This is a genomic window from Bosea sp. AS-1, from assembly GCF_002220095.1.
In the GTDB taxonomy this organism is placed as follows: domain Bacteria; phylum Pseudomonadota; class Alphaproteobacteria; order Rhizobiales; family Beijerinckiaceae; genus Allobosea.
The window spans coordinates 3,448,887-3,473,568 of the sequence record NZ_CP022372.1; the positions used below are offsets into that span (position 1 = coordinate 3,448,887).

Sequence of the window (24,682 nt, forward strand, 5' to 3'; positions counted from 1 at the left end):
CCGTTCAGCCCTTCTGGCCGATCCGGCCTTCATTCCCCGCCAGCAGGCGGGAAATATTCGTCCGATGCATGATCCAGAGCAGCAGCGTGAGGATGGCCATGACGAGCGCGGCCTGATGCATCCCGGCGACGAACCAGAGCAGGAGCGGCGTCAACACGCTGGCCGTCAGAGCCGAGAGCGAGGAATAGCGCGAGAGATACGCCACCGCGAGCCAGATCGCGGCAAAGGCAAGCGCAATCCAGCCATTGAGGCCGATCAGCACGCCGAGATAGGTCGCGACGCCCTTGCCCCCCTTGAAACCGATCCAGACCGGAAAGAGATGGCCGAGAAAGGCGCCAACCGCTGCGACGAGCGCCGCCTGCGGCCCGCCGAGCCAGTGCCAGGCGACCAACACGGCTACCGTACCCTTCAGCATGTCGCCGACGAGCGTGGCGGCGGCGAGCTTCTTGTTGCCGGTGCGCAGGACGTTGGTCGCGCCGATATTGCCGGAGCCGATGCTACGCAGGTCCGGGCCGCCGGCGAGCTTCGTCAGGATGATGCCGAAGGGGATGGAGCCGAAGAGATAGCCGACGACGAGGGCGATCAGCGTCGCGGAGCCGGATAGGCTCCAGTTCATAATCTCGCTCATGCCGCCCCTTCCAAAGCCTATCCCCGTCTCAAGCTAGCCAAGTTCGGCTTCATAGACCACCCGCCCACCGACGAAGGTCGTCTGGACGATGCCCTGCAGGCGAGCCTCGTCGAAGGGCGAGTTCTTGGCGCGGGATTTCAGCTTGCGCTTGTCGACGACGAAGGGCGCGTCGGGATCGAGCAGGATCAGGTCGGCCGGGGCGCCCGGCGCGAGCCGGCCGCTGCCGAGTCCGAGCAAGCCCGCCGGCTTGCTCGACAGCGCCGCCAGCAATTGCGGCAGCTCGATCTGACCGGACTGCACCAGCCGCAGCGCCGCCGGCAGCATCGTCTCGATGCCGAGCGCGCCGTCGGCGGCCTCGGCGAAGGGCTGGCGCTTGGTCTCGACGTCCTGCGGGTCATGGTCGGAAACGATGACATCGATCATGCCTTCGGCCAGGCCCGCGACGATCGCAAGGCGCTCATCCTCGGTGCGCAGCGGCGGCGAGACCTTGCAGAAGGTACGGTAATCGCCGACGTCGTTCTCGTTGAGGGTCAGGTTGTTGATCGAGACGCCGCAACTGACACGGACGCCGTCCTGCTTGGCCCGGCGGATGAGCTCGACCGATTCGGCGCAGGAGATCATCGCGGCGTGGTAGCGCGCACCGGTGGCGCGGGCGAGGCGCAGGTCGCGCTCCAGCATCACCGTCTCGGCCTCGGGCGGGATACCCGGCAGGCCCTTACGGCTGGCGAACTCGCCCTCGTTCATCACACCCGAGCCGCGCAGCTCGGGGTCCTCGACATGGTTCATGATGAGGGCGTCGAAATTGCCGGCATAGATCATGGCACGGCGCATCACCTGCGGGTTGCGCAATGCCCGCGCCCCATCGCCGAAGGCGACCGCGCCAGCCTCGAGCAGCAGGCCGAATTCGGTGATCTCCCTGCCTTCCAGTCCCTTGGTCAGGGCCGCCGAAGGCAGCACGTTGACGATCGCCTTGTCGCGGGCGCGGCGCTTGAGGAAGTCGATGATGGCCGGGTCGTCGATTGGCGGGTCGGTATCGGGCCGGCAGACGATGGTGGTGACACCGCCGGCCGCGGCGGCATGCGAGCCGGTGCCGAGCGTCTCGCGGAATTCCGCCCCGGGCTCGCCGAGGAAGGCGCGCAGATCGATCAGGCCCGGCGCGAGCACCCGCCCCTTGGCGTCGATGCGATGGACACCCTCGCCCGTCGCGGGCGCTGCGCCCCATTCCACGCCGGCGATGACACCATCGCGCAGCAGGACCGCGCCCGCACCCTCGCGCCCCGTCGCGGGGTCGACCAGGCGGGCGTTGATGATCGCGATATCCTGCGTTTCAGCCATGACCTGTTCCATTGCCCCTGTCAGCATCCGGGCGGCGCGTGAAGACGAAGCTCCAGCGGGCGACGAGCCACCAGAGCAGACAGCAGAGCAACCCGCCGGCCAGGACGATGAACCAGGTCCAGCCGGCATGCGGATCGGCCCAAAGATAGCCGCCCGCCACGACGAGATAGAGCCCCACGAAGACGAACCGCGCCCGTCGCAACGCTCCCAGCCACCAGAGGCGCGGGGCCGCCATCGACCTCAGACATTCGGCAGGTGCTGCGCGAGCGCGTCCAGCACCGCCATGCGAACCGCGACGCCCATCTCGACCTGCTCGCGGATCAGGGATTGGGCGCCGTCGGCAACCTCCGAGGAAATCTCGACGCCGCGGTTCATCGGCCCGGGATGCATCACCAGCGCGTCGGGCGCGGCGCGCTCCAGCTTCTCGCGGTCGAGACCGTAATAGCGGAAATACTCCTTCGAGGACGGCACGAAGGCGCCATGCATGCGTTCGAGCTGGAGGCGCAGCATCATCACGATGTCAGCACCTTCCAGCCCTTTGTTCATGTCGGTGAAGAGCTCGACCCCCATGCGCTCGATGCCGGGCGGCATCAGCGTCGAGGGCGCGATCAGGCGAACCTTGGCGCCGAGCGCGTTGAGCAGGATGATGTTGGAGCGGGCGACGCGCGAATGCAGGATGTCGCCGCAGATCGCCACCGTCAGTCCCTGGATGCGGCCCTTGTTGCGGCGGATCGTCAGCGCGTCGAGAAGGGCCTGCGTCGGGTGCTCATGGGCACCGTCGCCGGCATTCACCACCGAGCAGCTCACCTTGCGGGCGAGCAGGTTGACCGCGCCGGCGGCATGATGGCGCACGACGATGATGTCGGGCCGCATCGCGTTCAGCGTCGCGGCGGTGTCGATCAGCGTTTCGCCCTTCTTCACCGAGGAGGAGGCAACCGACATGTTCATGACGTCGGCGCCGAGGCGCTTGCCCGCGAGCTCGAAGGAGGCCTGGGTGCGGGTGGAAGGCTCGAAGAACAGGTTGATCTGGGTGCGGCCGCGCAGCGTCGCCGCCTTCTTCTCGACCTGCCGCGAGAGCGCGACATAGTCCTCCGCCCGATCCAACAGCGCCTCGATGTCGAGATGGGACAACCCCTCGATGCCGAGCAGGTGACGGTGCGGGTAGAGCGGCGCTGGCGATGTCATTTGAAGCCGGGTTCATAGGCCCGAGTCGGGCGGGGCGCAAGGCTCGGACATCACGAAACCGCGCGCCGGGCCTCACACCTCCGGCAGTGTCGCGAGATGCTGGACGGCGGCGAGCCGGCTCGCACGCAGCGCGAGCGCGAAGCAGAGCTGGGCGCCGAGCGCCGCGGCGGTCAGCACGAGGCCGGATGCGAGCGCCGGAGTGCCACCCAACCCTGACAGCGAGGTCGCGAAGGCTCCGATCGCCATCTGGATGAAGCCATAGAAACCCGAGGCCGAGCCCGCCAGGTGCGGATCGACGCTCATCGCCTCGGCAAGCGCCGGGGCACTGGCGACGCCTGCCCCGAAGGTGAAGAGCGTGGCGCCGGCGAGGACCGTGGCGATGCTCAGATGGCCGGACGCGGCACTGACCAGCAGGGTCAGCGCGCCGAGCAGGCTGATCGCGCTGCCACCCGTGAGGAGCTTGCCGACGCGGACACGGCCGACAAGGCGGCTGGAGCCGAGATTGCCGAGCCAGACGCCGGCCACGACGAAGGCGAGATAGGTGCCGACCTCGTGAGCAGGCCGGCCGAGCTCGGTGGTGAAGATGAAGGGTGCGGCGCTGATGAAGGCATACATCGGCGTGGTGGCGAGGCCGCCGCCGACGGCGTAGCCGAGGAAGACCGGTGAGCGCAGCAGGCGCCGATAACCGCTCAGCACCGAGCGGAAATCGACACCGGCGCCCGGGCGCGCCGTCTCCGGCAGCACCCGCCAGGTCAGCAGCAGGTTGGCGATGCCCATCGCCGCAAGCCCGATGAAGATCGCGCGCCAGCCGAGTGTTTCCGAAACGGCGGTGCCGATCAGTGGCGCGACGCCCGGCCCGAGGATGACGATCAGGTTCATCGTCGCGAGCCGCCGGGTCGAATCGGCCATGCCCGAGCCGTCGCGCACGATCGCGCGGCCGAGGACGAGCCCGGCACAGCCGCCCAGCGCCTGCAGGAGCCGGGTGGCGATCAGCGCTTCCGCGCTCGGCGTCAGAGCGGCGGCGATGCTGGTGAGGGTATAGAGCGTCAGCCCGACCATGAGGACCGGGCGGCGGCCGAAGCGGTCAGAGATCGGCCCGTAGAAGAGCTGCCCGAAGGCGAGCCCGAGGATGTAGAAGCTGATCGTGAGCTGGAGCGAGCCGGCGCTCGCGCCGAGATCGCGCGCAGCCAGCGGCAACGCCGGCACGAAGACATGCATGGCGAGCGTGCCGCTGAAGGTGATCAGCGCCAGCAGCCAAAGCGGCGCGGGCCGCACCAGCGCAGCTCGCAGCTGAGGTGCATCGGTCGTCGTCGTCATGTAACTTCTCTTTCGGGGAGAGTGGCGAGCACCGCGCAGATCCGCTCCAGGACCGCTGCCGTGCGCTCGATATCCTCATCGGGAATGTCATGGATCGCGGCAAGCCGGACCTCGCGCGAGATCGCCTCGACCTGCGCGACGAGCGTTTCCGCCTCCGCGGTCAAATGGATCGTCTTGGCCCGACGGTCCGCCTCGTCCTCGCGGCGCTCGATCAGTGCGGCGGCCTGCAGGCTGTCGAGCAGGCGGGCAACGGTGGAACTGTCGAGGTTGAGGGAGGCCGCGAGGTCCTTCTGGCGCATCGGCTCGGCCGCGCGCGACAGATGCAGCAGCGGCAGCCAGGTCGCCTCGGTCAGGCCATAGGCCTGCAACCTGACATCGACCGCCCTCCTCCATAAACGGCCGGCGCGCGCGATCGTGCGGCCGATCATGTCCTTTGCGCTATCGGAAGCCATGGCACCCTCTTCGATGCAAAGACAATAATTGCATATACATCTATTTTGAACCGCAGCGCCGGCATAACGGCCCCGCTCCGCTCGCAGGAAGGCATGGCTTCCTTGCGCCATCGGGCGCTTTCGGCGAAACCGGCTATCTGCCTGCCTCGAAAGGATCACAGCGTGTCCGGTTCGTCCCAAGCCCAAGTCCGCGCCCATAGCCCCGCCCCGCATGGGGGCGCCTGGCAGACCATCGAGGCGACCGAGGCCGGCTTCGACGTTGCCCGGCTCGGCGAGGCCGTCGCCTTCGCGCAGGCCAATGAGAGCCCCTGGCCGCGCAGCCTCTACTACCCGGACGGCAGCTATGTCGGGAATGTCGAGTGGAACGAGACCGGCCCCTGGACCGAGATCGTCGGGCCGGTGCGCGAGCGTGGCGGACCGGCCGGGCTCATCCTGAAGGACGGGCGCATCGTCGCCGAATGGGGCGACACCACCCGCACCGACATGACCTTCTCGATCGCCAAGAGCTATCTCTCGGTGCTCGCCGGCGTCGCCTTCGGCGACGGGCTGATCCGCGATGTCGAGGAGCCGGTGGGCCAGAGCGTCGACGATCCGGCCTTCGCCGGGCCGCATAACGGCAAGATCACCTGGCGGCACCTGCTGCAGCAGTCGAGCGAGTGGCAGGGCCAGCTGTTCGGCAAGTCCGACCAGGTCGACCATAACCGCCAGATCGGCCCCGGCGCCGACAACAGCCGCAAGGGCCAGCGCCGCGAACTGAAGGAGCCGGGCTCCTTCTACGAGTACAACGACGTGCGCGTGAACGTCTTGTCCTACGCCCTGCTCCAGCTTTTTCGCCGGCCGCTGCCGGAGGTGCTGCGCGAGCGGATCATGGACCCGATCGGCGCCTCACTCGACTGGCGCTGGGAAGGCTACAGCTCGTCCTTCGTCCAGATCGACGGAAAGCGCATCCAGGCCGTGCCCGGCGGCGGGCATTGGGGCGGCGGGCTCTTCATCGGCGCGCGCGACCATGCCCGCTTCGGCCTGCTGATTGGGCGCAAGGGCGCATGGAACGGCCGGCAGCTCGTCTCCCGCGACTGGATCGAACGCTCGCTGACGCCCTCCCCCACGCTCGGCAACTACGGCTATCTCTGGTGGCTGGCGCGCGGCCCGGCGGCGCGGCCGGGCTTGCCCCAGACCGCCTTCTCGGCGCTCGGCGCCGGCAGCAACGTGATCTGGGTCGAGCCTGAGCGCGACATCGTGGCCGTGCTGCGCTGGATCAACGGCGCCTCGACCGAAGGCTTCATCGACCGGCTTCTGGCGGCGCAGAGCTGAGCGGGTCTCAGCTCTCCTTCACCGCATAGACATGCTCCGGCCCCGGAAAGCGCCGGGCCCGGACTTCCGCGGCATAGTCCGCCACCGCCCTGTCGACATCCTCCGCGAGATTGCCGAACAACCGGACGAATTTCGGCACGCGCCCGGTCAGGCCGAGCATGTCGTCGAGCACAAGCACCTGGCCGTCGCAGGCCGCCGAGGCGCCGATGCCGATGGTCGGGATCGCGAGCTTGGCGGTGATCTCGACCGCGAGAGGCTCGGCCACCGCCTCCAGCACCACGGCGAAGGCGCCGGCCTCGGCCACCGCCTCCGCATCGGCGATGATCGCCGGCCATTCGGCGCGCTCACGCCCCTGCGCCTTGAAGCCGCCGAGGACATTCACCGCCTGCGGCGTCAGCCCGACATGCGCCATCACCGGGATGCCGCGCTCGATCAGGAAACGGATGGTCCGGGCCATGCGCTGCCCGCCTTCGAGCTTCACGGCGCCACAGCCGGTCTCCTGCATGATGCGGGCGGCGTTGCGGAAAGCCTGCTGCGGGCTCTCCTCATAGCTGCCGAAGGGCATGTCGATGACGATGAGCGCCCGCCGCGAGCCACGCATCACCGCCTGCCCGTGCAGGATCATCATCTCCAGGGTGACGGGCACGGTACTGTCGAGGCCGTGCACGACCATGCCCAGCGAATCCCCGACGAGCAGGAAATCGCAGTGGCGATCGGCCAGCGCCGCCATCGGCGCCGTATAGGCGGTCAGCGATACGATCGGCTCAGCCGCCTTGCGGCTGCGGATGTCCAGCGCCGTCAGGCGCCTGATCTGTGCTTGCGACGACACGCTCGCCTCCCCATGTCATGGCTGAAGCCCGGGAAAGGCCCTAAACGGTCCCGTGCGACACTCAAAGCGCAATCGCCGTTTGACACGGCCCCTTCGCTGAACCAATTTCGCGCGCAATTCCGAACCGCAGCGGTCTTGCGGGTCGCGGAACCGTCCGCTACGGCCGGGTCCGCGCTCTGATCAGGGCTGTCATCGAGACACGAACATCATGAAGCTCCTCGTCGTCGAGTCGCCGGCCAAGGCCAAGACGATCAACAAATATCTGGGCTCCGACTACGAGGTCATCGCCTCGTTCGGGCATATCCGCGACCTGCCGGCCAAGGACGGCTCGGTCGAGCCCGACCATGACTTCGCGATGAAGTGGGAGATCGAGGGCCGCGGCGCCAAGCAGGTCGCCGAGATCGCCCGCGCCGTGAAGGGCGCCGAGAAGCTGATCCTCGCCACCGACCCGGATCGCGAGGGCGAGGCGATCTCCTGGCATGTCGTCGAAGCGCTGAAGCAGAAGAAGGCGCTGAAAGACATTCCCTACGAGCGCGTCACCTTCAACGCCGTCACCAAGGATGCCGTGCAGAAGGCGCTCGCCGAGCCGCGCGAGATCGACCAGGCGCTGGTCGACGCCTATCTGGCGCGCCGGGCGCTCGACTATCTCGTCGGCTTCACCCTCTCGCCGGTGCTGTGGCGGAAGCTCCCGGGCGCCCGCTCGGCCGGCCGCGTGCAGTCGGTGGCGCTGCGCCTCGTCTGCGACCGCGAACGCGAGATCGAGGCCTTCCGGCCGCGCGAATACTGGTCGCTGGTGGCGACGCTCGCGACCGCATCCGGCCAGACCTTCGAGGCGCGCCTTGTCGGCGCCGACGGCAAGAAGATCGCAAGGCTCGACATCGGCAATGCCGAGGAGGCCAAGGCCTTCAAGGAGGCGCTGGAAACCGCGCTCTTCACCGTGGCGGAGGTCGAGGCCAAGCCGGTCAAGCGCCACCCCTACCCGCCCTTCCAGACCTCGACGCTGCAGCAGGAGGCCTCGCGCAAGCTGGGACTGGCACCCGCGCGCACGATGCAGCTCGCGCAGCGGCTCTATGAGGGCGTCGATATCGGCGGCGAGACGGTCGGCCTCATCACCTATATGCGAACCGACGGCGTCGACATGGACGGCTCGGCCATCGCGGCGGCGCGCCGCGTCATCGGCAAGGAGTTCGGCGACCGCTACGTGCCGAACGTGCCGCGCAAATACACGGTCAAGGCCAAGAACGCGCAGGAGGCCCACGAGGCCATCCGCCCGACCGATCTCGGCCGGCTGCCGGCCATGGTCGCACGCCATCTCGAGCCGGAGCAGGCGAAGCTCTACGAGCTGATCTGGAAGCGCACCATCGCCAGCCAGATGGAATCCGCCGAGCTCGAGCGCACCACGGTCGACATCGCGGCCAGGGTCGGCGCGCGCAATCTCGAGCTGCGCGCCTCGGGCCAGGTCGTGCTCTTCGACGGGTTCCTGACGCTCTATCAGGAAAGCCGCGACGACGAGGAGGACGAGGACTCCAAGAAGCTGCCGGCAATGAAGGCGGGCGACAAGCTGGAGAAGCGCGCCATCGCCGCCGACCAGCACTTCACTGAGCCGCCGCCACGTTTCTCGGAAGCGAGCCTGGTCAAGCGCATGGAAGAGCTCGGCATCGGCCGGCCCTCGACCTATGCCGCGACGCTCTCGACCCTGCGCGACCGCGAATATGTCCGTATCGAGAAGAAGCGCCTCGTGCCCGAGGACAAGGGCATGCTGGTAACGGCCTTCCTGGAAAGCTTCTTCAAGCGCTATGTCGAGTTCGACTTCACCGCGAACCTCGAAGAAAACCTCGACCGGGTCTCGAATGCCGAGATCGACTGGAAAGCGCTGCTGCGCCAGTTCTGGGAAGAGTTCACGGCTTCGATCGGCGAGACCAAGGATCTGCGCGTCGGCGACGTGCTGGAAGCGCTGAACGGCATTCTGGGCGACTATATCTTCCCGCCGAAGGCCGATGGCTCCGATCCACGCGTCTGCCCGAACTGCGGCAACGGCACGCTCTCGCTCAAGCTCGGCAAGTTCGGCGCCTTCGTCGGCTGCTCGAACTATCCGGAATGCCGCTATACGCGCCCGCTCTCCATCCCCGCCGCCGAGGGCGAAGCCTCGGCGGAAGGCGGCCAGGGCACGCCCGGCGTGCGCGTGCTCGGCACCGACCCGGTAACGCAGCTCGAAGTGACGCTGCGCGACGGCCGCTTCGGCCCCTATATCCAGCTCGGAGAAGGCGAGAAGCCGAAGCGCTCCAGCCTGCCCAAGGGCATGACGCCAGCCAGCGTGACGCTGGAAAAGGCGCTCGCCCTGCTCTCGCTACCGCGCGAGGTGGCGAAGCATCCCGAGTCGGGCGAGCCGATCCTGGTCGGCATCGGGCGCTATGGGCCTTACGTCCAGCACGGCCGGACCTACGCCAACATCGACAAGGGCGACGACGTGCTGGAGCTCGGCGCCAACCGCGCCATCGACCTGATCGTCGCCAAGGAAAGCGGCGGCGGTCGCGGCGGCCGGGCTGCGGCGACTCCGGGCCGGGCGCTGGGCGAACACCCCGATGGCGGGGCGCTGGAGGTCAAGGCCGGCCGTTACGGCCCCTATGTCGCCTGGGGCAAGATCTTCGCGACGCTGCCGAAGGCGCAATCGCCCGACACGCTGACGCTCGAACAGGCGATCGAGCTGGTCAATGCCAAGGCGGCGACAAAGGGTGGCGCCAAGGGCAAGCCAAAGGCCGCCAGCGCCGCGAAGGCCAAGGCTCCGGCCAAGAAGGCGGCCGCGAAGAAGGCGCCTGCCAAGAAAGCTCCCGCCAAGAAGGCCGCCGAGGCAGAGACGGCAGAGAAGAAGGCGCCGAAAGCCGCGCGCGGCTAACGGCGCCGCGCTTCGCGCAGGAGGCCTCCATGCGACTTGCCAGCTGGCTGTTCCTGGGCAGCGGCCTCGTCGTCTGCCTGGTCACCTTCGCGGGCTGGGTCTGGCTCAACGCCTTCGCCTGCGGGATGATCCCGACCGGCTGCAGGGGGTTCCGCCTTCGCTGGGAGGATACCGAGGCGCTCGGCCTGTTCATCCCGCCCTTCTTCCTCGGCTGCGTGCTGATGATCACGGGCGTCGTGCTGCACGTCTCCAAGGGCGGCCGGGACGCTGGCTGAGGCGCCGGCTCGGCCCTCAGAGGCTCGCGACGACGACGAGACGCTTCACTTCACCACGCAGGAAGGCCTGCAGGAAGCGGTCGTAATCCTTGAACGAGATGCAACCGTTCGAGTCGCCACGCGGGCCGAGCAGATAAGTGTGGGCGAGCAGGCCCGCGCGGCCATGGATCGCGCCGGAACCGCCGACGGGGTTCAGGCGGATCGCACGCACGCCATGGAACAGCGACTCGCGCTCGGTCAGCGTGTAGGTGTGCGGCGGGGTGACGCCCTTCATGCGGACATGGGCATAACGCACATCGTCCATCATCTCACCGAGGCCGGAATGGGCCTCCAGACGCTCGCCATTCGGCAGATAGACCATCTTGGCGCCGATATCGTAGATCGCCGTTCCGGCCTCGGCCGTACGCGGCGGCGTGCCGACGGACGGGCTCATGCGGGTGATGCGGCCGCGATCGACGATGTCATCCTGCGGCGCGGCATAGGCGAGCGCCGTGCCGGCTGGCTCCTGCTTCTGCACACCGAACAGCTTCTGGAAGAAATTGCGGTTGTCCTCCGGCGTCGGCGCGGGCGTCGCGGACGCGACCCGGCTGCGGCGGGACGGAGCAGCCGGCTGCTGCGCGAGGCGTTGGGACTGGGCCTCGGCCGGCGGCATCGCCAGCTCGGCCGGGCGCGGCACCGGCATGGGCACGATGCTGGGGGCCGCGGCCGCGACCTCCTGGGACGGCGGCTCAGGTGGCAGCGAGGCGATCAGGTCGGACGGCCGGGAGGCGGGCTGAGGCCCGGCCTTCTCGGCCAGGCTCACCGGCGCCTGCGACGGCAACGGCAGAACAGGCTCGGAATCGGGAAGATCGAGCGCCTCGGGGACCGAGGCCAGGCGCATCGCAGAGCCGACCGGCCGGTTCTGCGCCAGGGAGGACGGGGTGGCGCCGGAGAAGCCCGGAGCGAGCAGGCCGCTATAGGCCTGCGGGGTCACGCCGGCGGCCGGGCGTTCGGACGCGGGCGGCGCGACGGGGCGGGCGGCAGGCTTTACGGCGTTGCCGGCGACCTGGATATCGGGATCATGCGGCGCGACATGGTCGAGCACCTTGAAGCCGGTCATCGCGCCCAGGCAGAGCGCGGCCGTCCAGAACAGGGTCCGGCCGAAAGGCCGGCGACGACGCCGAAGACGCAGATGGGACGCCCCGCCCCGCCGCGCATGTCTGCCATAGCTCATTGCCGCACTCTCGACACGCCTACGCTACGCCCTGCCCCGACAGGCGCGCGTCTGCGCTTCGCGAACCCCTGTCACGACAGGAGCCGCGGCACGAGACGATGCGTCCGGCCATGCTGGGAGAACCCAAACTTCGTTCTCATCCGATAAGGCGCTGCGTTGGTTAATCGTCGGTGAACCCGGCCAAGCTTTTTTTCGCGATCCGCGAGGACGCGGCAGGACCGGCCGCGCGGCGCCAAAGGCCACGCAAAGGCGGCGCTATCATGGCGCGCGCCGCCTGCCCCTCCGGAGAGGTTTTTTGCTGGCTTGCCTGCCCTGATTAGTCCATCTTTCCCCGCGAAAGGGGGGCGCTCTTCCCGCCCAGCTTTGCCGAATCGGACATGTCGACAGGACCGCAGCCCGCAGACACGGCCTCCCCCGAGGCCGCGCCCCCTGTGACACCACCGGCGGAGGCGAAAACCAGCTCGGTCGCTGCGCTCGGCGCGATCGTCAGCGGTGCGCTCATCCTGCAGATCGCCGCGACGATCGTGAACACGGTCATCCCGCTCAAGATGGCGCTGGCGCAGAAGGCGCCGCTACTGATCGGCCTCGTCGGCTCGGCCTATTCGGTCGGCTTCCTCGCCGGCTGCTTCGTCATTCCAGCCTTCATCCGGCGCGTCGGCCATATCCGGGCCTTCGCGGTCTTCGCCGCGATGCAGGCGGCGTTCACGCTCAGCTTCGCCCTGACCCCGATCGACATCTGGGGCCTGTCGCGGCTGGGCATGGGCTTCGCCGGCGCGGGCCACGCCATCTGCATCGAGAGCTGGATCAGCGGACAAGCCAAGGCCGGGCAGCGCGGCCGTATCTTCGGCATGTACCAAATCCTCAACCGGCTCGCCCTGATCGGCTCGCAGATCGGCACCGGCTATGTCTCGATGCAGTCGAACGACATCTTCCTGATCGCCAGCGCCTTCTTCTCGTTCGCGCTGATCCCGGTCGGCATGACGAAGGCCAAGGGGCCTGAATCGGGCGAGGTCATCTCGGTCCGACTCAACATCATCTGGCAGTATGCGCCGGCTGCGGTGATCGGCTGCCTCTATGTCGGGTTGATGGGCGGAGCGCTCTCGAACGTCGCGCCAGCCTACGGCATCCTGATCGGGTTGGACCAGAAATGGGCGATCCTGCTCACCGCCGGCATCCAGATCGGCGCGCTGGTGCTGCAATGGCCGCTCGGTCTGCTGGCCGACCGGGTCGAGAGCCGCATCATCATGCTGAGCGCCACCGCCTCGGTCGTGCTGTGCACGCTGGCGCTCGGCGCCGTGCTCTGGTTCGCCCTGCCCCACAGCCGGCTCTGGCTGTTCGGGCTCTTCGCGCTGATCGGCGCCGGCAGCATGCCGATCTACACCGTCGCCGTGGCGCATGCCTATTTCCGGCTCGGCCGCGAGCGGGCGCTCGGTCTCTCGGCGCAACTCCTCTTCCTTTGGGCAACAGGCTCGGCCATCGGCCCGCTAGTCTCGACGGCCTTCATGCAGGTCATGGGACCGCAGGGCATGCTGGTCTATCTCGGCCTGCTTTCGGCGGGGGCCGGCGTCTATCTCGCCTTCCGCCTGCGGCGCAATCCGCCCTCGGCCAATCCGTTCGGCGAGCGCAAGCCGACAGCGCCGACCATCCCCGACGTCGCGCCCTCGGGACGCAGGGGCCTGGCGGAAGGAAAGTAGGCCGTCGCCTGCCGCGTTACTTCGCCACGGCGTGGCGGCTGGGCTTGGCCTTGAGCTTCAGCTCTTCCAGGTCCTGGCGCTCGCGCGGGGTGTTGCGCATGAGCTGATCCTTGCCGGGCTGGTACTGCACCGGCTGATCGACATCGACGCCGTACCAGGCCGCGGCGCGCAGCACGAAGGACGGGTCGGCCAGATGTGGCCGTCCGAGCGCGACGAGATCGGCGCGGCCGGCGGCGATGATGGTGTTGACCTGATCGGCGGAGGTGATGTTGCCGACGCACATGGTCGCGACCTCGGCCTCGTTGCGGATGCGGTCCGAGAACGGCGTCTGGAACATACGGCCATAGACGGGGCGCGATTCCTTCGCTGTCTGGCCGGTCGAGACATCGACGAGGTCGCAGCCTTCCGCTGCGAAAGCCTCGGCGATGGCAACGGAATCCACCGCGGACAGGCCGCCCTCAGCCCAGTCCGTCGCGGAGATGCGGACCGACATCGGCTTCTCGCGCGGCCAGGCCTCGCGCAGCGCCCGGAAGACTTCCAGCGGGAAGCGCAGACGGTTCTCGACCGAGCCGCCATATTCGTCGGTACGCCTGTTGGTCAGCGGCGAGAGGAAGCTCGCCAGCAGATAGCCATGGGCGCAGTGCAGCTCCAGCATGTCGAAGCCAGCCCGCTCCCCGCGCTCGGCGGCGGAGACGAATTCGGCCACTACCCGGTCCATGTCGATGCGCGTCATTTCGCGCGGCACTTGGCTTTCCGGGTAGTAGGGCAAGGGCGAAGCCGAGACGATCGGCCAGGCGCCCTCCGGCAGTGGCCGGTCCATGCCCTCCCACATCAGCCTGGTCGCGCCCTTGCGGCCGGCATGGCCGAGCTGAAGGCAGATCTTTGCGGCCGAGTTCGCATGCACGAAGTCGACGATCCGCTTCCAGGCGGCTTCCTGCTCGTCGTTCCACAAGCCCGTGCAGCCAGGCGTGATGCGGGCGTCAGGCGCGACGCAGGTCATCTCGGTGAAGACCAGCCCCGGCCCGCCGATGGCGCGCGAGCCGTAATGCATCAAGTGCCAGTCGCCCGGCAGGCCGTCCTCAGCCGAATATTGGCACATCGGCGAGAGCGTCATGCGGTTCTCGACCCGCATCTCGCGCAGCTTGAAGGGCTGGAAGGCCGGTGGCACCGGAGACCCATCCTTGCGCCGCCTTGCCAGGGGGCCGAGCCCATCCGCGACGAGCTTGTCGACGGCTTCGACCATCTCCGGCGCGCGCAGAGCGAGATTGTCGTAGGTGATCGCCTTCGAGCGGGTCATCAGGCCGAAGGCGAAGCGCAGGGGCTCGAAATCCCAGAAGCGCTTCAGTTCCTCGAACCAGACCAGCGAAACGTCGGCCGCATGCTGGGTTTTCTCGACCTCCTCGCGGCGCTGCGTCTCGAACAGCTTCAGGCCGGCCGTCACATCTAGCCTCGCCTGCCCCATCGCCTTGTGCAGCGCGATGGCATCCTCCATCGCGAGCTTGGTGCCGGAGCCGATCGAGAAATGCGCCGTCGCCTTGGCATCGCCGATCAGAACGACGTTCTCGACCACCCAGTTGCGGCAGCGGATCATCGGGAAATTGCGCCAGAGCGAGCGGTTGGTGATGAGCTTGTGGCCCTGCAACTCATCGGCAAACACGCCTTCGAGGAAGGCGGCCGATTGCGCCTCGTCCATCGCGCCCAAGCCGGCCTTCGCGAAGGTTTCGGGGTCGGTTTCCAGTACCCAGGTCGAGCGGCCGGCCTCGTACTGATAGCAATGAGCGATGAAGAGCCCGTGCTCCGTCTCCTTGAAGAAAAAGGTGAAGGCGTCGAAGGGGCGGGTCGAGCCCATCCAGGTGAAATGGTTCGGGCGCAGATCGGTCTGCGGCTGGAAGCGCTCGCGCCAGTTCTCGCGGATGCGGCTGTTGATGCCGTCGGCGCCGACGACGAGGTCGTAATCGCGTTTCAGCGTCACGACATCGGCGATCTCCTCGCCGAAATGCAGGTTGACGCCAAGCTCGCGCGCCCTTGCCTGCACCAGCATCAGCAGCGAGCGGCGCGAGCAGCCGCAGAAGCCGTTGCCGGGCACACGGAAGGTGTCGCCCTTGAAGTGGATCTCGATATCGTCCCAATAGGCGAAGTTGTCGCGGATCGCGGCATAGCTCTCGCGATCCGCCGCCTTGAAGGTGTCGAGCGTCTGATCGGAGAAGACGACGCCGAAACCGAACGTGTCGTCCGGCTGGTTGCGCTCGAAGACATCGACCGTGAGCTCTGGCCAGTCCCGCTTCATCAGCAGCGCGAAATAGAGCCCCGCCGGCCCTCCACCCACAACCGCGATACGCATCGACGCCTCCATCGGGGAGCCGGGTCGATCCGGCTTGAGAAATTATTTTAAACCTGAAATGTTTTATTGCTCAAGAGACTTTTCCGGCGACCGCTCCGGAAATCCTGCCTCGCGCGCATTGTGGCAATATCGTCGTTTATTGCGTTGCATTGCAGCGCGAAGCCACCGCTTTCCGGCGAGCGCCAGCCGAGCCGCTTGCAAATTGATTGAGACTTAAAATATATTCGCAGGCGGAGGTCGAACGCTCATGACTCTGCAGGGACAGCGTGCGCTGGTGACGGGAGGAGGACGCGGCATCGGCCGGGCCATCGCCGCCGCGCTGACGCGAGCCGGGGGCCGGGTCAGCATCCTCGGGCGGGACGAGGCGACCTTGCGGGATACGGTCGCTGCCGGCATCGCCGCCGACTTCGCCCCCTGCGACGTGCGTGACGAAATCTCGATTTCGGCTGCGCTCGACCGCCTCTCCAGCGGGCACGCCTTCGACATCGCGATCGCCAATGCCGGCGCCGTCGAGACCGGCCCGTTCATGCGCAGCGACAGCGAGCACTTCCGCCGCATGGTCGAGATCAACCTGATCGGCACGGTCAATCTGTTCCATGCCGCGTTGCCGGCCATGCTGGAGCGCCGCCGCGGCCGCCTGATCGCCATCGCCTCGACCGCCGGCCATCGTGGCTACCCCTATGTCAGCGCCTATACGGCGGCGAAGCACGCCGTCATCGGGCTGGTGAAGTCGCTGGCGCTGGAGACGGCGCGCTCCGGCGTCACCGTCAACGCCATTTGCCCTGCTTACGCCGATACCGACATGGCGACCGCCAGCGTCGACAATGTCGCGGCCAAGACCGGCAAGAGCCGCGAAGAGGCGCTGGCGGCCATGCTCAAGGACAATCCGCAGGGCCGCCTGATCGCGCCGGAAGAGGTCGCCGCCGCGGTGCTTTATCTGTGCGGGCCGGGCAGCGACGCCGTTACCGGCCAGTCTCTCATGATCAATGGCGGGGAGTTCTGAGATGGAGATGCCCTCCTCTGCCCTGATGCTCGACCGCGAAACCAAGGCGAGCGAGCGCCCCGGCGACCATAAGGAAGAACTGCGCCTCTGGCTCAGGCTGCTGACCTGCTCGACCCTGATCGAGACCGAAATCCGCAACCGGCTGCGCGAGGAATTCAAGACCACGCTGCCGCGTTTCGACCTGATGGCACAGCTCGACAAGACGGCCGTCGGAATGACCGTCGGCGAGGTCTCGCAGCGTCTGATGGTCTCGAACGGCAACGTCACCGCCGTCGTCGCCGGACTTGTGACGGACGGGCTCGTCGACAAGCGCCCGGCGCCACAGGACCGCCGCGTGCAGATCCTCACCCTGACGGCGCAGGGCCGCAAGGCCTTCCGCGCCATGGCCGAGCGCCATGAGAGCTGGATCGCCGAACTCTTCGCCGGGCTCGACCAGCCCGCGCTCGCACAGCTGTTCCGGCTGCTGGGAGAGACCAAGACATCGCTGCACCGCGCCATCGCCGGGCGCGTGCAGGGCGTGGCCGACGAGGCTGCGAAGGGAGACGCCTGATGACCATCGCCAACGCCACCACGCTGCCGCTGGCAGGCTTCACGCCGCAGCATTTCGCCCTGTCCGCCTCCGACAAGGTCGCGACAGTGACGCTGAACCGGCCTGAGAAAAAGAATCCGCTGACCTTCGCAAGCTACCGAGAACTCACGGATTTCTTCCTCGCCGCGCAGAAGGAGGAGACGATCAAGGCGATCGTCGTCACCGGCGCCGGCGGCAACTTCTCCTCGGGCGGCGACGTCTTCGAAATCATCGGGCCGCTGGTCGCGATGGAGACCAGGGACCTGCTCAAGTTCACCCGGATGACGGGCGAACTGGTCAAGGCGATGCGCGCCTGCCCGCAGCCGATCGTCGCCGCGATCGACGGCGTCTGCGCCGGCGCCGGGGCGATCGTCGCCATGGCCTCCGATCTCCGGCTTGGCACCGCCGGCAGCAAGATCGCCTTCCTGTTCAACCGCGTCGGCCTTGCCGGCTGCGACATGGGCGCCTGCGCGATGCTGCCGCGGATCATCGGCCAGGGCCGTGCGGCGGAACTGCTCTATACCGGGCGCGTGCTCCGGGGCGAGGAGGCCGAGCGCTGGGGCTTCCTCAACCGGCTTTGCGCGCCTGAAGCCGTGCTGGCCGAAGCGCAAGCCCTCGCCTCCGAACTGGCGGATGGCCCGACTTTCGCCAATGCCATGACCAAGCGCATGCTCGAGATGGAATGGGCGATGTCGGTCGAGAGCGCCATCGAGGCGGAAGCGGTGGCGCAGGCGCTGTGCATGCAGACCGAGGATTTCGCCCGCGCCTACCACGCCTTCGCCGAAAAGCGGAAACCGGTCTTCGAGGGCAACTGAGATGGACGGCGCCCCTCATCTCGGCCTCGACACCCTCGGCGACACGCTGGACTGGCCGTTTTTCGAGGAGCGCCACCGCACCTTTGCCGCGGAATTGGCCGGCTGGGCCGATTCCTATCTTGCCGACCTCCCCCACAAGGATGTCGATGAGGCGTGCCGGGCGCGCGTTGCCGCCTTGGGTGCAGCCGGCTTCCTGAAGGCTGCCGTGCCGGCGGCCTATGGCGGGCTTTCCGACAGGCTCGACGTGCGCACGCTCTGCCTGGCCCGCGAGATTCTGGCGGCGCATGACGGGCTCGCCGATTTCGCCTTCGCCATGCAGGGCTTGGGTACCGGCTCGATCAGCCTCGCCGGATCCGAGGCGATGAAGCAGCGCATCCTGCCAGATGTCGCGGCCGGCAAGCGCATCGCCGCCTTCGCCCTCTCCGAGAAGGAAGCGGGCTCCGACGTCGCCGCCATGGCGACGACCGCGACACCGGACGGCAACCCCCATGTCCGCATCGACGGCGAGAAGAGCTGGATCTCGAATGGCGGCATCGCCGACCATTACGTCGTCTTCGCCCGCACGGGCGAGGCGCCCGGCGCCCGAGGGCTGTCCGCCTTCCTGGTCGAGGCTGATACGCCGGGCCTGACCATCGCGGAACGCATCGAGGTGATCGCGCCGCATCCTCTCGCCACGCTGCGCTTCGAAGGCTGCCGCGTGCCGCTCGAGAACCGCATCGGGGGGCCGGGCGACGGCTTCAAGGTCGCGATGGCGACGCTCGACATCTTCCGCTCGACGGTCGGCGCTGCCGCGCTCGGCTTCGCAAGGCGAGCGCTGCACGAGACGCTGGCGCACGCCAATGGCCGCAAGCTCTTCGGCGGCACGCTCGGCGATCTCCAATTGTCGCAGGCGGCGATCGCCGAAAGCGCGGCCGAGGTCGATGCCGCCGCGCTGCTGGTCTATCGCGCCGCCTGGACCAAGGACCGTGGCGCCGCCCGCATTACCCGCGAAGCCGCGCTGGCTAAGCTCGTCGCGACCGAGAACGCCCAGAAGGTGATCGACCGTGCCGTGCAGATCCATGGCGGCCTCGGCGTCACCAAGGGTGTCAAGGTCGAGGAATTGTACCGGGAGATCCGGGCGCTGCGCATCTATGAGGGCGCCTCGGAGGTCCAGAAGGTCGTGATCGCGCGCGACCTGCTCAAGACACATGCCGGAAGAGCAGATCGTTAGAGACGGATTTACCGATCAGGCCGAGGGGACCTGACCGGCTCCGGCTCTCGCAGGGGAACACCATGACAGCAACCGGATTCGCGAGATCGGGGCATCAAGACAGCTTCGCGCGGGACAACCTGCCACCGCGCGAAAGCTGGCCCGATCTGAGACTGGAAGAGGCAGGGCTGGACTATCCAGAGCGGTTGAACTGCGTTGCGGGGCTGCTCGACCGGCACATCGTCGAGGGGCGCGGCAGGCAGACCGCCGTCATCGCCAATGATCTGCACTGGAGCTATGCGGACCTGGCCGAGACGGTGAACCGCATCGCCAATGTGCTGACCCGCGACCTCGGCATGGTCACTGGCAATCGCGTGCTGCTGCGCGCCGGCAATACGCCAATGATGGTCGCCGCCTATCTCGCGGTCATCAAAGCCGGCGGCGTCGCCGTCGCGACCATGCCGATGCTGCGGGCGGGCGAACTCGCCTATCCGCTCCGCAAGGCCAGGATCGCGCTCGCGCTCTGCGACCATCGCCTCACCGCCGAGCTGGAGACCGCCAAGGCGCAAGTATCGGAGCTTGCCCGCATCGTCACCTTCGGCTCGGCGGGGAGCGAGCTGGAAGCGCTGATGGCGCAGCCAGACTACGAGCATTTCGAGGCCGCCGACACCGCCCGCGACGATGTCTGCCTGATCGCCTTCACCTCCGGCACGACCGGCGAGCCCAAGGGCACGATGCATTTCCACCAGGACATGCTGGCGATCTGCGACTGCTATGGCGCGCGCGTGCTGAAGGCTTCGCCCGAGGACCGCTTCACCGGCTCGCCGCCGCTCGCCTTCACCTTCGGGCTCGGTGGGCTCGTGCTGTTCCCGATGCGGATCGGCGCGGCCATGGTGCTGCCCGAGAAGGCCGGCCCGGCCGACCTGATCGACGCGGTCGAGCGCCACAAGGTCAGCGTCGTCTTCACCGCGCCGACCGCCTATCGCGCCATGCTAGACAAGCTCGACGGGCGGGATATTACCTCGCTCAGGATCTGCGTCTCGGCCGGCGAGGCGCTGCCGAAGGCGACCTTCGATGCCTGGCAGGCCCGCACCGGCCTGGCGCTGCTCGACGGCATCGGCGCGACAGAGATGCTGCACATCTTCATCGGCGCACCGCGCGAGGCCATCCGGCCGGGCTCGACCGGGATTCCGGTGCCGGGCTACGAGGCGAAGATCGTCGATGCCGAAGGGCGCGACGCGCCGGACGGCACGCCCGGGCGCCTCGCCGTGCGTGGCCCGACCGGCTGCCGCTACCTCGCCGATCCGCGGCAGGCGGTCTATGTGCTGAACGGCTGGAACATCACCGGCGACACTTATCTGCGCGATGCGGACGGCTATTTCTGGTATCAGGCCCGCTCAGACGACATGATCGTCTCGGCCGGCTACAACATTGCCGGGCCCGAGGTCGAAGCCTGCCTGCTGATGCATGCGGCCGTGGCCGAATGCGGGGTGGTCGGCGCTCCCTGCCCCGAGCGCGGACAGATCGTGAAGGCCTATGTCGTGCTGCGCGAAGGCATTTCCGGCGATGCGGCGCTGGCCAAGGCGTTGCAGGAGCATGTGAAGGCAAGCATCGCGCCCTACAAATATCCGCGCGCCATCGAGTTCGTCGCCGCCCTGCCGAAAACGGCGACCGGCAAGCTGCAACGCTTCGCCCTGCGCCGGATGGCCCAGGACGAGGCCTGACATCAACCAGAGCCCAACGACGGCCGAAACCGAGGCAATCCTCCATGTCCGAACTTCCGCAATCTCGCGCCATCCTGCCCGAGGGCTGGCCGCAGCCGCGCGGCTATGCCAACGGCATGGTCGCGGAAGGCCGCGTGCTGGTGACGGGCGGGCTCGTCGGCTGGGATCAGCAGGGCGTCTTTGCGCAGGGCTTCGTCGGCCAGCTGCGCCAGACCTTTCTCAACATCAGGGCGGTGGTCGAGGCCGGCGGCGGGCGTGTGGACGATATCGTGCGGCTGACCTGGTACGTCACCGACATCGCGACCTATCGCGCCAGCCTCAAGGAAATGGGGCCGATCTATCGCGAGGTCTTCGGCCGGCACTTCCCGGCCATGGCGGTGGTCGCCGTGACGGCGCTGGTCGAACCGGAGGCTCTGCTGGAGATCGAGGCGACGGCGGTGTTGGGGGGGATGACCCCCGCGTCCTAGATCCCAGCGCCGTCCTGCAGCGCTCCGATCGGCGCCTTGCGCCAGAGCCGCATATGCAATGCCCGCAGGCCCGGGCGCAGCAGGATGTCACCGAAGGCAAGGCCGAGCGAAGCGGGCACGTTCCCCGTCAACGCGAAGGCCGCCGCGAACAGTCCCGCCGTGCTGAGCACGCGCCAGCTCACCGCCGCGAGCCAGGTCCTGCGGTCCGGCGTTCCGCGCCTGCCGACGATGCGGACGATGCCGCGCTTCGCCTGCGCAAGGGCACTGTCCTCGCCCAGTGACTGCCGGGCCTCCTCCTCGCCCGGCTCGACGAAGCCGAAAGCCACCGTCTCGTTGCTGATGCGGTCGATCAGGATGAAGCCGCCGAGTTCATGGCTGCGCGCATAGGGCAGCGAGACCAATGGCCGGTCGAGCCTGAGCGTCACCAGGCCGATGCCATTCATGCGCAGGCTCTGCGCCGGGAGCGGCCGGAAACCCTCGATGTCGATGCTATGATGCAGCGCCTCGACCGTGGCATTGGCGCTCTGTGTCGCGAGCTTCACCAGGAACTGGCCGCCCTCGAGCATGGCGCGCTCGCCGGTCCAGAGCAGGCGCGCCTTGAGGCCGCGGCTGACCGGCAGTGCCATGCCGGCTGCGGCGATGACGTCACCGCGTGAGATGTCGATATCATCCTCCAGCGTCACAGTCGCGGCTTGGCCGGCGGCGACCTGGCTGGCCTCGCCGGCCGCGCCGATTAACCGGGCGATGCGGCTGCTGCGGCCCGACGGCAGGGCCACGACCGGATCACCGACACGGGCACGGCCCGTCACCGGCGTGCCGGCATAGCCGCGAAAGTCGAGATCTGGCCGGTTGACCCATTGCACCGGTAGGACGAAGCCCTCGTCACCGGGGGCGGCGCGTGTGATTACGATGCTTTCGAGATAGGGCAGCAACGCCGGGCCGTCATACCAGGGCATCAACGCGGAGGGCCGCATGACGTTCTCGCCGTCGCGGGCCGAGACCGGGATGAAGCGAATCGAGGCGAAGCCGAGACTTTGCACCGCCGCGCGATAATCGGCCGCGATCTGCTCGAAGACGGCCTCGTCATAGCCGACGAGATCCATCTTGTTGATCGCGACCACGACATGGCGCACGCCGACCAGCGAGACGATGAAGGAATGGCGGCGTGTCTGCGGCAACAGGCCCTTGCGTGCATCGACCAGGATGATGGCGAGATCGGCGGTGGAGGCGCCGGTCGCCATGTTACGGGTATACTGCTCATGGCCGGGCGTATCGGCGACGATGAAGCTGCGCGCCTCGGTGGCGAAGTAGCGATAGGCGACATCGATGGTGATGCCCTGCTCGCGCTCGGCCGAGAGACCGTCGACCAGCAAGGCGAAATCCGGCGCCGCGCCTTGCGTGCCGAATTTGAGGGAATCGCTGTCGAGCGCGCTGAGCTGGTCCTCAAAGACGGCGCCGGCCTCATAGAGCATGCGACCGATCAGCGTCGACTTGCCGTCATCCACCGAGCCGCAGGTAATGAAGCGCAAGAGCGAATGCTGCCCGGTTTCCGGAGCGCCGGGGGCATCGTTGGCGGGGAGAAGGTTCTGCGCTTGTTTCGGCGCTTTCGGATTTTTCTTGGCCAGGTTCCTGGCAACGGCGAAGCCCATCAGAAATAGCCTTCCTGCTTCTTCTGCTCCATCGAGCCCGAGCCGTCATGGTCGATGACGCGCCCCTGTCGCTCGGAGGAGCGGGAGGAGCGCATCTCGGCGATGATGTCGGTGAGATTCGCCGCCTCGCTCTCGACAGCACCGGTCAACGGGTAGCAGCCCAATGTGCGGAAACGGACCTGCCGAGTCTCGACAACCTCGCCGGGGAGCAGCTCCATCCGTTCGTCGTCGCGCATGATCCAGGCGCCGTCGCGCCGGACGACCGGACGCGACGCAGCGAAATAGAGCGGCACGACCGGGATGTTCTCCAGCGCGATGTAGTCCCAGACGTCGCGCTCGGTCCAATTGGAGAGCGGAAACACGCGAAAACTCTCGCCGCGATGCTTGCGGGTGTTGAAGAGCTGCCAGGGCTCGGGCCGCTGGTTCTTCGGGTCCCAGCGATGCTCGACCGAACGCAGCGAGAAGACGCGCTCCTTGGCCCGGCTCTTCTCCTCGTCGCGCCGCGCCCCGCCGAAGGCGGCGTCGAACTTGTAGAGGTCGAGCGCCTGCTTCAGCCCTTGCGTCTTCATCACATCGGTATGGACGCGCGAGCCCGAGGCGAAGGGGCTGATCCCGGCCTTCACGCCCTCCTGGTTGATGTGGACGATGAGATCGAGCCCGAGCCGCTTCGCCGTCGCGTCGCGGAAGGCGATCATCTCGCGGAACTTCCAGGTCGTATCGACATGGAGCAGCGGGAAAGGCGGCTTGGCCGGATAGAATGCCTTCATCGCCAGATGCAACAGGACGGCGGAATCCTTGCCGATCGAATAAAGCAGCACCGGCTTGTCGCAGGTCGCCACCACCTCGCGGATGATGAAGATGGCTTCCGCCTCGAGCTTCTGGAGATGGCTGAGTTGAATCATGGGCGGGCCTCCGCCGGAGCGGCCGCGCGCGCCAGCTTTCCGTCCGGCCCGACATGCAGGCCGCATTCCTTGGCCGCGTCGTCCTCCCACCACCAGCGCCCGGCCCGCTCGGGCTCGCCGGGGCGGACCGCGCGGGTGCAGGGCTGGCAGCCGATCGAGACGAAGCCTTGCGCATGAAGAGGATTGATCGGCACGCCGTTCTCTTCTGCGAAAGCGAGCGCGCGTTCGCGCGTCCAGTCTATCAGCGGGCTCGCCTTGACGAGGCCGCGAGCCGCATCGGCCTCCGCCAGCCTTACCCCGCCCCGAGCGGCCGACTGATCGGCGCGCAGGCCGGTCAGCCAGATATCGGCACCGGCGAGCGCGCGGCCGAGCGGCTCGACCTTGCGGATGTCGCAGCAGGATTTGCGGGTATCACGCGAAGCATAGAAGCCGTTGATGCCGTTCTGGCGGACAAGGAGCTCGAGCGCGTCATGGCGCGGGTAATATGGGCGGATCAGGATGCCGTAACGCTCCTCGGTCTCCTGCCAGAGCGCGTAGACCTCTGGGAAGAGCCGACCGGTATCGAGCGTGGCGAAGGTAACGGGGAGCTTCGCGGTCGCGATGACATGGGTCAGCACCTGATCTTCGAGGCCGAAGGAGGTGGTGAAGACGATGGGTCCGACGCTTTGCGCGACGATGCCGGCTAGACGCTCGGACAAATCCGCTCCGCCGAACGCGGCATCGAGCGCGGCAGCGCGGCGCGCCAGCGATGCAGCGGCTGGTGGGTTCGTCGCGGGTTCATCCGGGCCGGGGCTATGCGCCATGCTTCGGGCCACCTGTTCGGTAAATCGAACGAAGCATTTATACCGGCGCGACAAAAGGTTCAATTTACAGCAGGTAGCGGGTTTTTTCT

General features: G+C 67.7%; 22 protein-coding genes. 10 read left to right on the forward strand and 12 right to left on the reverse strand.

Annotated features, from left to right (window positions below; genetic code table 11):
• Positions 1 to 4 precede the first annotated feature (4 nt).
• From plsY to CE453_RS18270, 6 genes are all read right to left on the reverse strand, one after another.
• Entirely contained in the window at positions 5 to 628 is a 624-nt protein-coding gene (plsY, locus tag CE453_RS18245; protein ID WP_248307784.1) for a glycerol-3-phosphate 1-O-acyltransferase PlsY, read from the reverse strand.
• A gap of 33 nt (positions 629 to 661) precedes the next feature.
• Entirely contained in the window at positions 662 to 1,963 is a 1,302-nt protein-coding gene (gene pyrC, locus CE453_RS18250; RefSeq protein WP_089175869.1) for a dihydroorotase, read from the reverse strand.
• Positions 1,956 to 2,198, reverse strand: coding sequence for a hypothetical protein (locus CE453_RS18255; RefSeq protein ID WP_089175870.1), 243 nt, complete (start codon positions 2,196 to 2,198; stop codon positions 1,956 to 1,958). The genes pyrC and CE453_RS18255 overlap by 8 nt, the downstream gene beginning before the upstream one ends.
• A 5-nt stretch (positions 2,199 to 2,203) precedes the next feature.
• Positions 2,204 to 3,148 carry an aspartate carbamoyltransferase catalytic subunit gene (locus tag CE453_RS18260; protein ID WP_089175871.1) on the reverse strand — a complete coding sequence of 315 codons (945 nt, stop codon included), beginning with the start codon at positions 3,146 to 3,148 and terminating at the stop codon, positions 2,204 to 2,206.
• Positions 3,149 to 3,220: 72 nt separating this feature from the next.
• Positions 3,221 to 4,465 carry a multidrug effflux MFS transporter gene (locus tag CE453_RS18265; RefSeq protein WP_089175872.1) on the reverse strand — a complete coding sequence of 415 codons (1,245 nt, stop codon included), beginning with the start codon at positions 4,463 to 4,465 and terminating at the stop codon, positions 3,221 to 3,223.
• Complete coding sequence (locus CE453_RS18270) at positions 4,462 to 5,028, reverse strand: MarR family winged helix-turn-helix transcriptional regulator (RefSeq protein WP_248307785.1); 567 nt, start codon at positions 5,026 to 5,028, stop codon at positions 4,462 to 4,464. The genes CE453_RS18265 and CE453_RS18270 overlap by 4 nt, the downstream gene beginning before the upstream one ends.
• 51 nt (positions 5,029 to 5,079) lie before the next feature.
• Here CE453_RS18270 and CE453_RS18275 point away from each other — a divergent pair, with 51 nt between their 5' ends.
• Positions 5,080 to 6,228 (forward strand): serine hydrolase domain-containing protein, encoded by a 1,149-nt coding sequence (locus CE453_RS18275; RefSeq protein ID WP_248307786.1) that lies wholly within the window; start codon positions 5,080 to 5,082, stop codon positions 6,226 to 6,228.
• Positions 6,229 to 6,235: 7 nt separating this feature from the next.
• Here the strand turns inward: CE453_RS18275 and panB are convergent, their stop codons facing one another.
• Positions 6,236 to 7,057 (reverse strand): 3-methyl-2-oxobutanoate hydroxymethyltransferase, encoded by an 822-nt coding sequence (panB, locus tag CE453_RS18280; protein WP_089175875.1) that lies wholly within the window; start codon positions 7,055 to 7,057, stop codon positions 6,236 to 6,238.
• Positions 7,058 to 7,265: 208 nt separating this feature from the next.
• Here panB and topA point away from each other — a divergent pair, with 208 nt between their 5' ends.
• Together topA and CE453_RS18290 are read left to right on the forward strand one after the other, a co-directional pair.
• On the forward strand, positions 7,266 to 9,950 hold the full coding sequence (gene topA / locus CE453_RS18285; protein ID WP_089175876.1) for a type I DNA topoisomerase: 2,685 nt from the start codon (positions 7,266 to 7,268) through the stop codon (positions 9,948 to 9,950).
• A gap of 29 nt (positions 9,951 to 9,979) precedes the next feature.
• Positions 9,980 to 10,225, forward strand: coding sequence for a hypothetical protein (locus CE453_RS18290; protein ID WP_089175877.1), 246 nt, complete (start codon positions 9,980 to 9,982; stop codon positions 10,223 to 10,225).
• A 16-nt stretch (positions 10,226 to 10,241) separates the two neighbouring features.
• Here the strand turns inward: CE453_RS18290 and CE453_RS18295 are convergent, their stop codons facing one another.
• Positions 10,242 to 11,438: a DUF2778 domain-containing protein gene (locus tag CE453_RS18295; RefSeq protein WP_248307787.1), complete on the reverse strand. Its 1,197-nt coding sequence runs from the start codon at positions 11,436 to 11,438 to the stop codon at positions 10,242 to 10,244.
• Between the two features lie 377 nt (positions 11,439 to 11,815).
• Between CE453_RS18295 and CE453_RS18300 the strand changes: the two genes are divergently transcribed.
• Positions 11,816 to 13,132 carry an MFS transporter gene (locus CE453_RS18300; RefSeq protein ID WP_089175878.1) on the forward strand — a complete coding sequence of 439 codons (1,317 nt, stop codon included), beginning with the start codon at positions 11,816 to 11,818 and terminating at the stop codon, positions 13,130 to 13,132.
• Positions 13,133 to 13,148: 16 nt separating this feature from the next.
• On the opposite strand, the gene CE453_RS18305 is transcribed toward CE453_RS18300, so the two are convergent.
• Entirely contained in the window at positions 13,149 to 15,473 is a 2,325-nt protein-coding gene (locus CE453_RS18305) for a bifunctional salicylyl-CoA 5-hydroxylase/oxidoreductase (RefSeq protein ID WP_089177995.1), read from the reverse strand.
• 247 nt (positions 15,474 to 15,720) lie between these two features.
• On the opposite strand from CE453_RS18305, the gene CE453_RS18310 reads away from it, so the two are divergent.
• The 6 genes from CE453_RS18310 to CE453_RS18335 all read left to right on the forward strand — a co-directional run bounded on the left by CE453_RS18310 (position 15,721) and on the right by CE453_RS18335 (position 21,239).
• Complete coding sequence (locus tag CE453_RS18310) at positions 15,721 to 16,476, forward strand: SDR family NAD(P)-dependent oxidoreductase (RefSeq protein WP_089175879.1); 756 nt, start codon at positions 15,721 to 15,723, stop codon at positions 16,474 to 16,476.
• A 7-nt stretch (positions 16,477 to 16,483) separates the two neighbouring features.
• Positions 16,484 to 17,026, forward strand: coding sequence for a MarR family winged helix-turn-helix transcriptional regulator (locus tag CE453_RS18315; RefSeq protein WP_198302399.1), 543 nt, complete (start codon positions 16,484 to 16,486; stop codon positions 17,024 to 17,026).
• Positions 17,026 to 17,859 (forward strand): enoyl-CoA hydratase family protein, encoded by an 834-nt coding sequence (locus CE453_RS18320; RefSeq protein ID WP_089175880.1) that lies wholly within the window; start codon positions 17,026 to 17,028, stop codon positions 17,857 to 17,859. Before CE453_RS18315 ends, CE453_RS18320 begins: the two co-directional genes overlap by 1 nt.
• Position 17,860: 1 nt before the next feature.
• Entirely contained in the window at positions 17,861 to 19,069 is a 1,209-nt protein-coding gene (locus tag CE453_RS18325) for an acyl-CoA dehydrogenase family protein (RefSeq protein WP_089175881.1), read from the forward strand.
• A 62-nt stretch (positions 19,070 to 19,131) separates the two neighbouring features.
• A complete protein-coding gene (locus CE453_RS18330; RefSeq protein ID WP_089175882.1) occupies positions 19,132 to 20,772 on the forward strand; it encodes a benzoate-CoA ligase family protein in 1,641 nt (546 codons plus the stop codon).
• 44 nt (positions 20,773 to 20,816) lie between these two features.
• Positions 20,817 to 21,239, forward strand: coding sequence for a RidA family protein (locus CE453_RS18335; protein WP_089175883.1), 423 nt, complete (start codon positions 20,817 to 20,819; stop codon positions 21,237 to 21,239).
• Here CE453_RS18335 and CE453_RS18340 read toward each other — a convergent pair.
• The 3 genes from CE453_RS18340 to CE453_RS18350 are packed head-to-tail and all read right to left on the reverse strand — an operon-like array spanning position 21,236 to position 24,593.
• Positions 21,236 to 22,888 (reverse strand): sulfate adenylyltransferase subunit 1, encoded by a 1,653-nt coding sequence (locus CE453_RS18340; RefSeq protein WP_089175884.1) that lies wholly within the window; start codon positions 22,886 to 22,888, stop codon positions 21,236 to 21,238. The two genes, CE453_RS18335 and CE453_RS18340, sit on opposite strands and share 4 nt — an antisense overlap.
• A complete protein-coding gene (cysD, locus tag CE453_RS18345) occupies positions 22,888 to 23,790 on the reverse strand; it encodes a sulfate adenylyltransferase subunit CysD (RefSeq protein ID WP_089175885.1) in 903 nt (300 codons plus the stop codon). Before cysD ends, CE453_RS18340 begins: the two co-directional genes overlap by 1 nt.
• On the reverse strand, positions 23,787 to 24,593 hold the full coding sequence (locus tag CE453_RS18350) for a phosphoadenylyl-sulfate reductase (protein WP_089175886.1): 807 nt from the start codon (positions 24,591 to 24,593) through the stop codon (positions 23,787 to 23,789). Before CE453_RS18350 ends, cysD begins: the two co-directional genes overlap by 4 nt.
• Between the last annotated feature and the right edge of the window lie 89 nt (positions 24,594 to 24,682).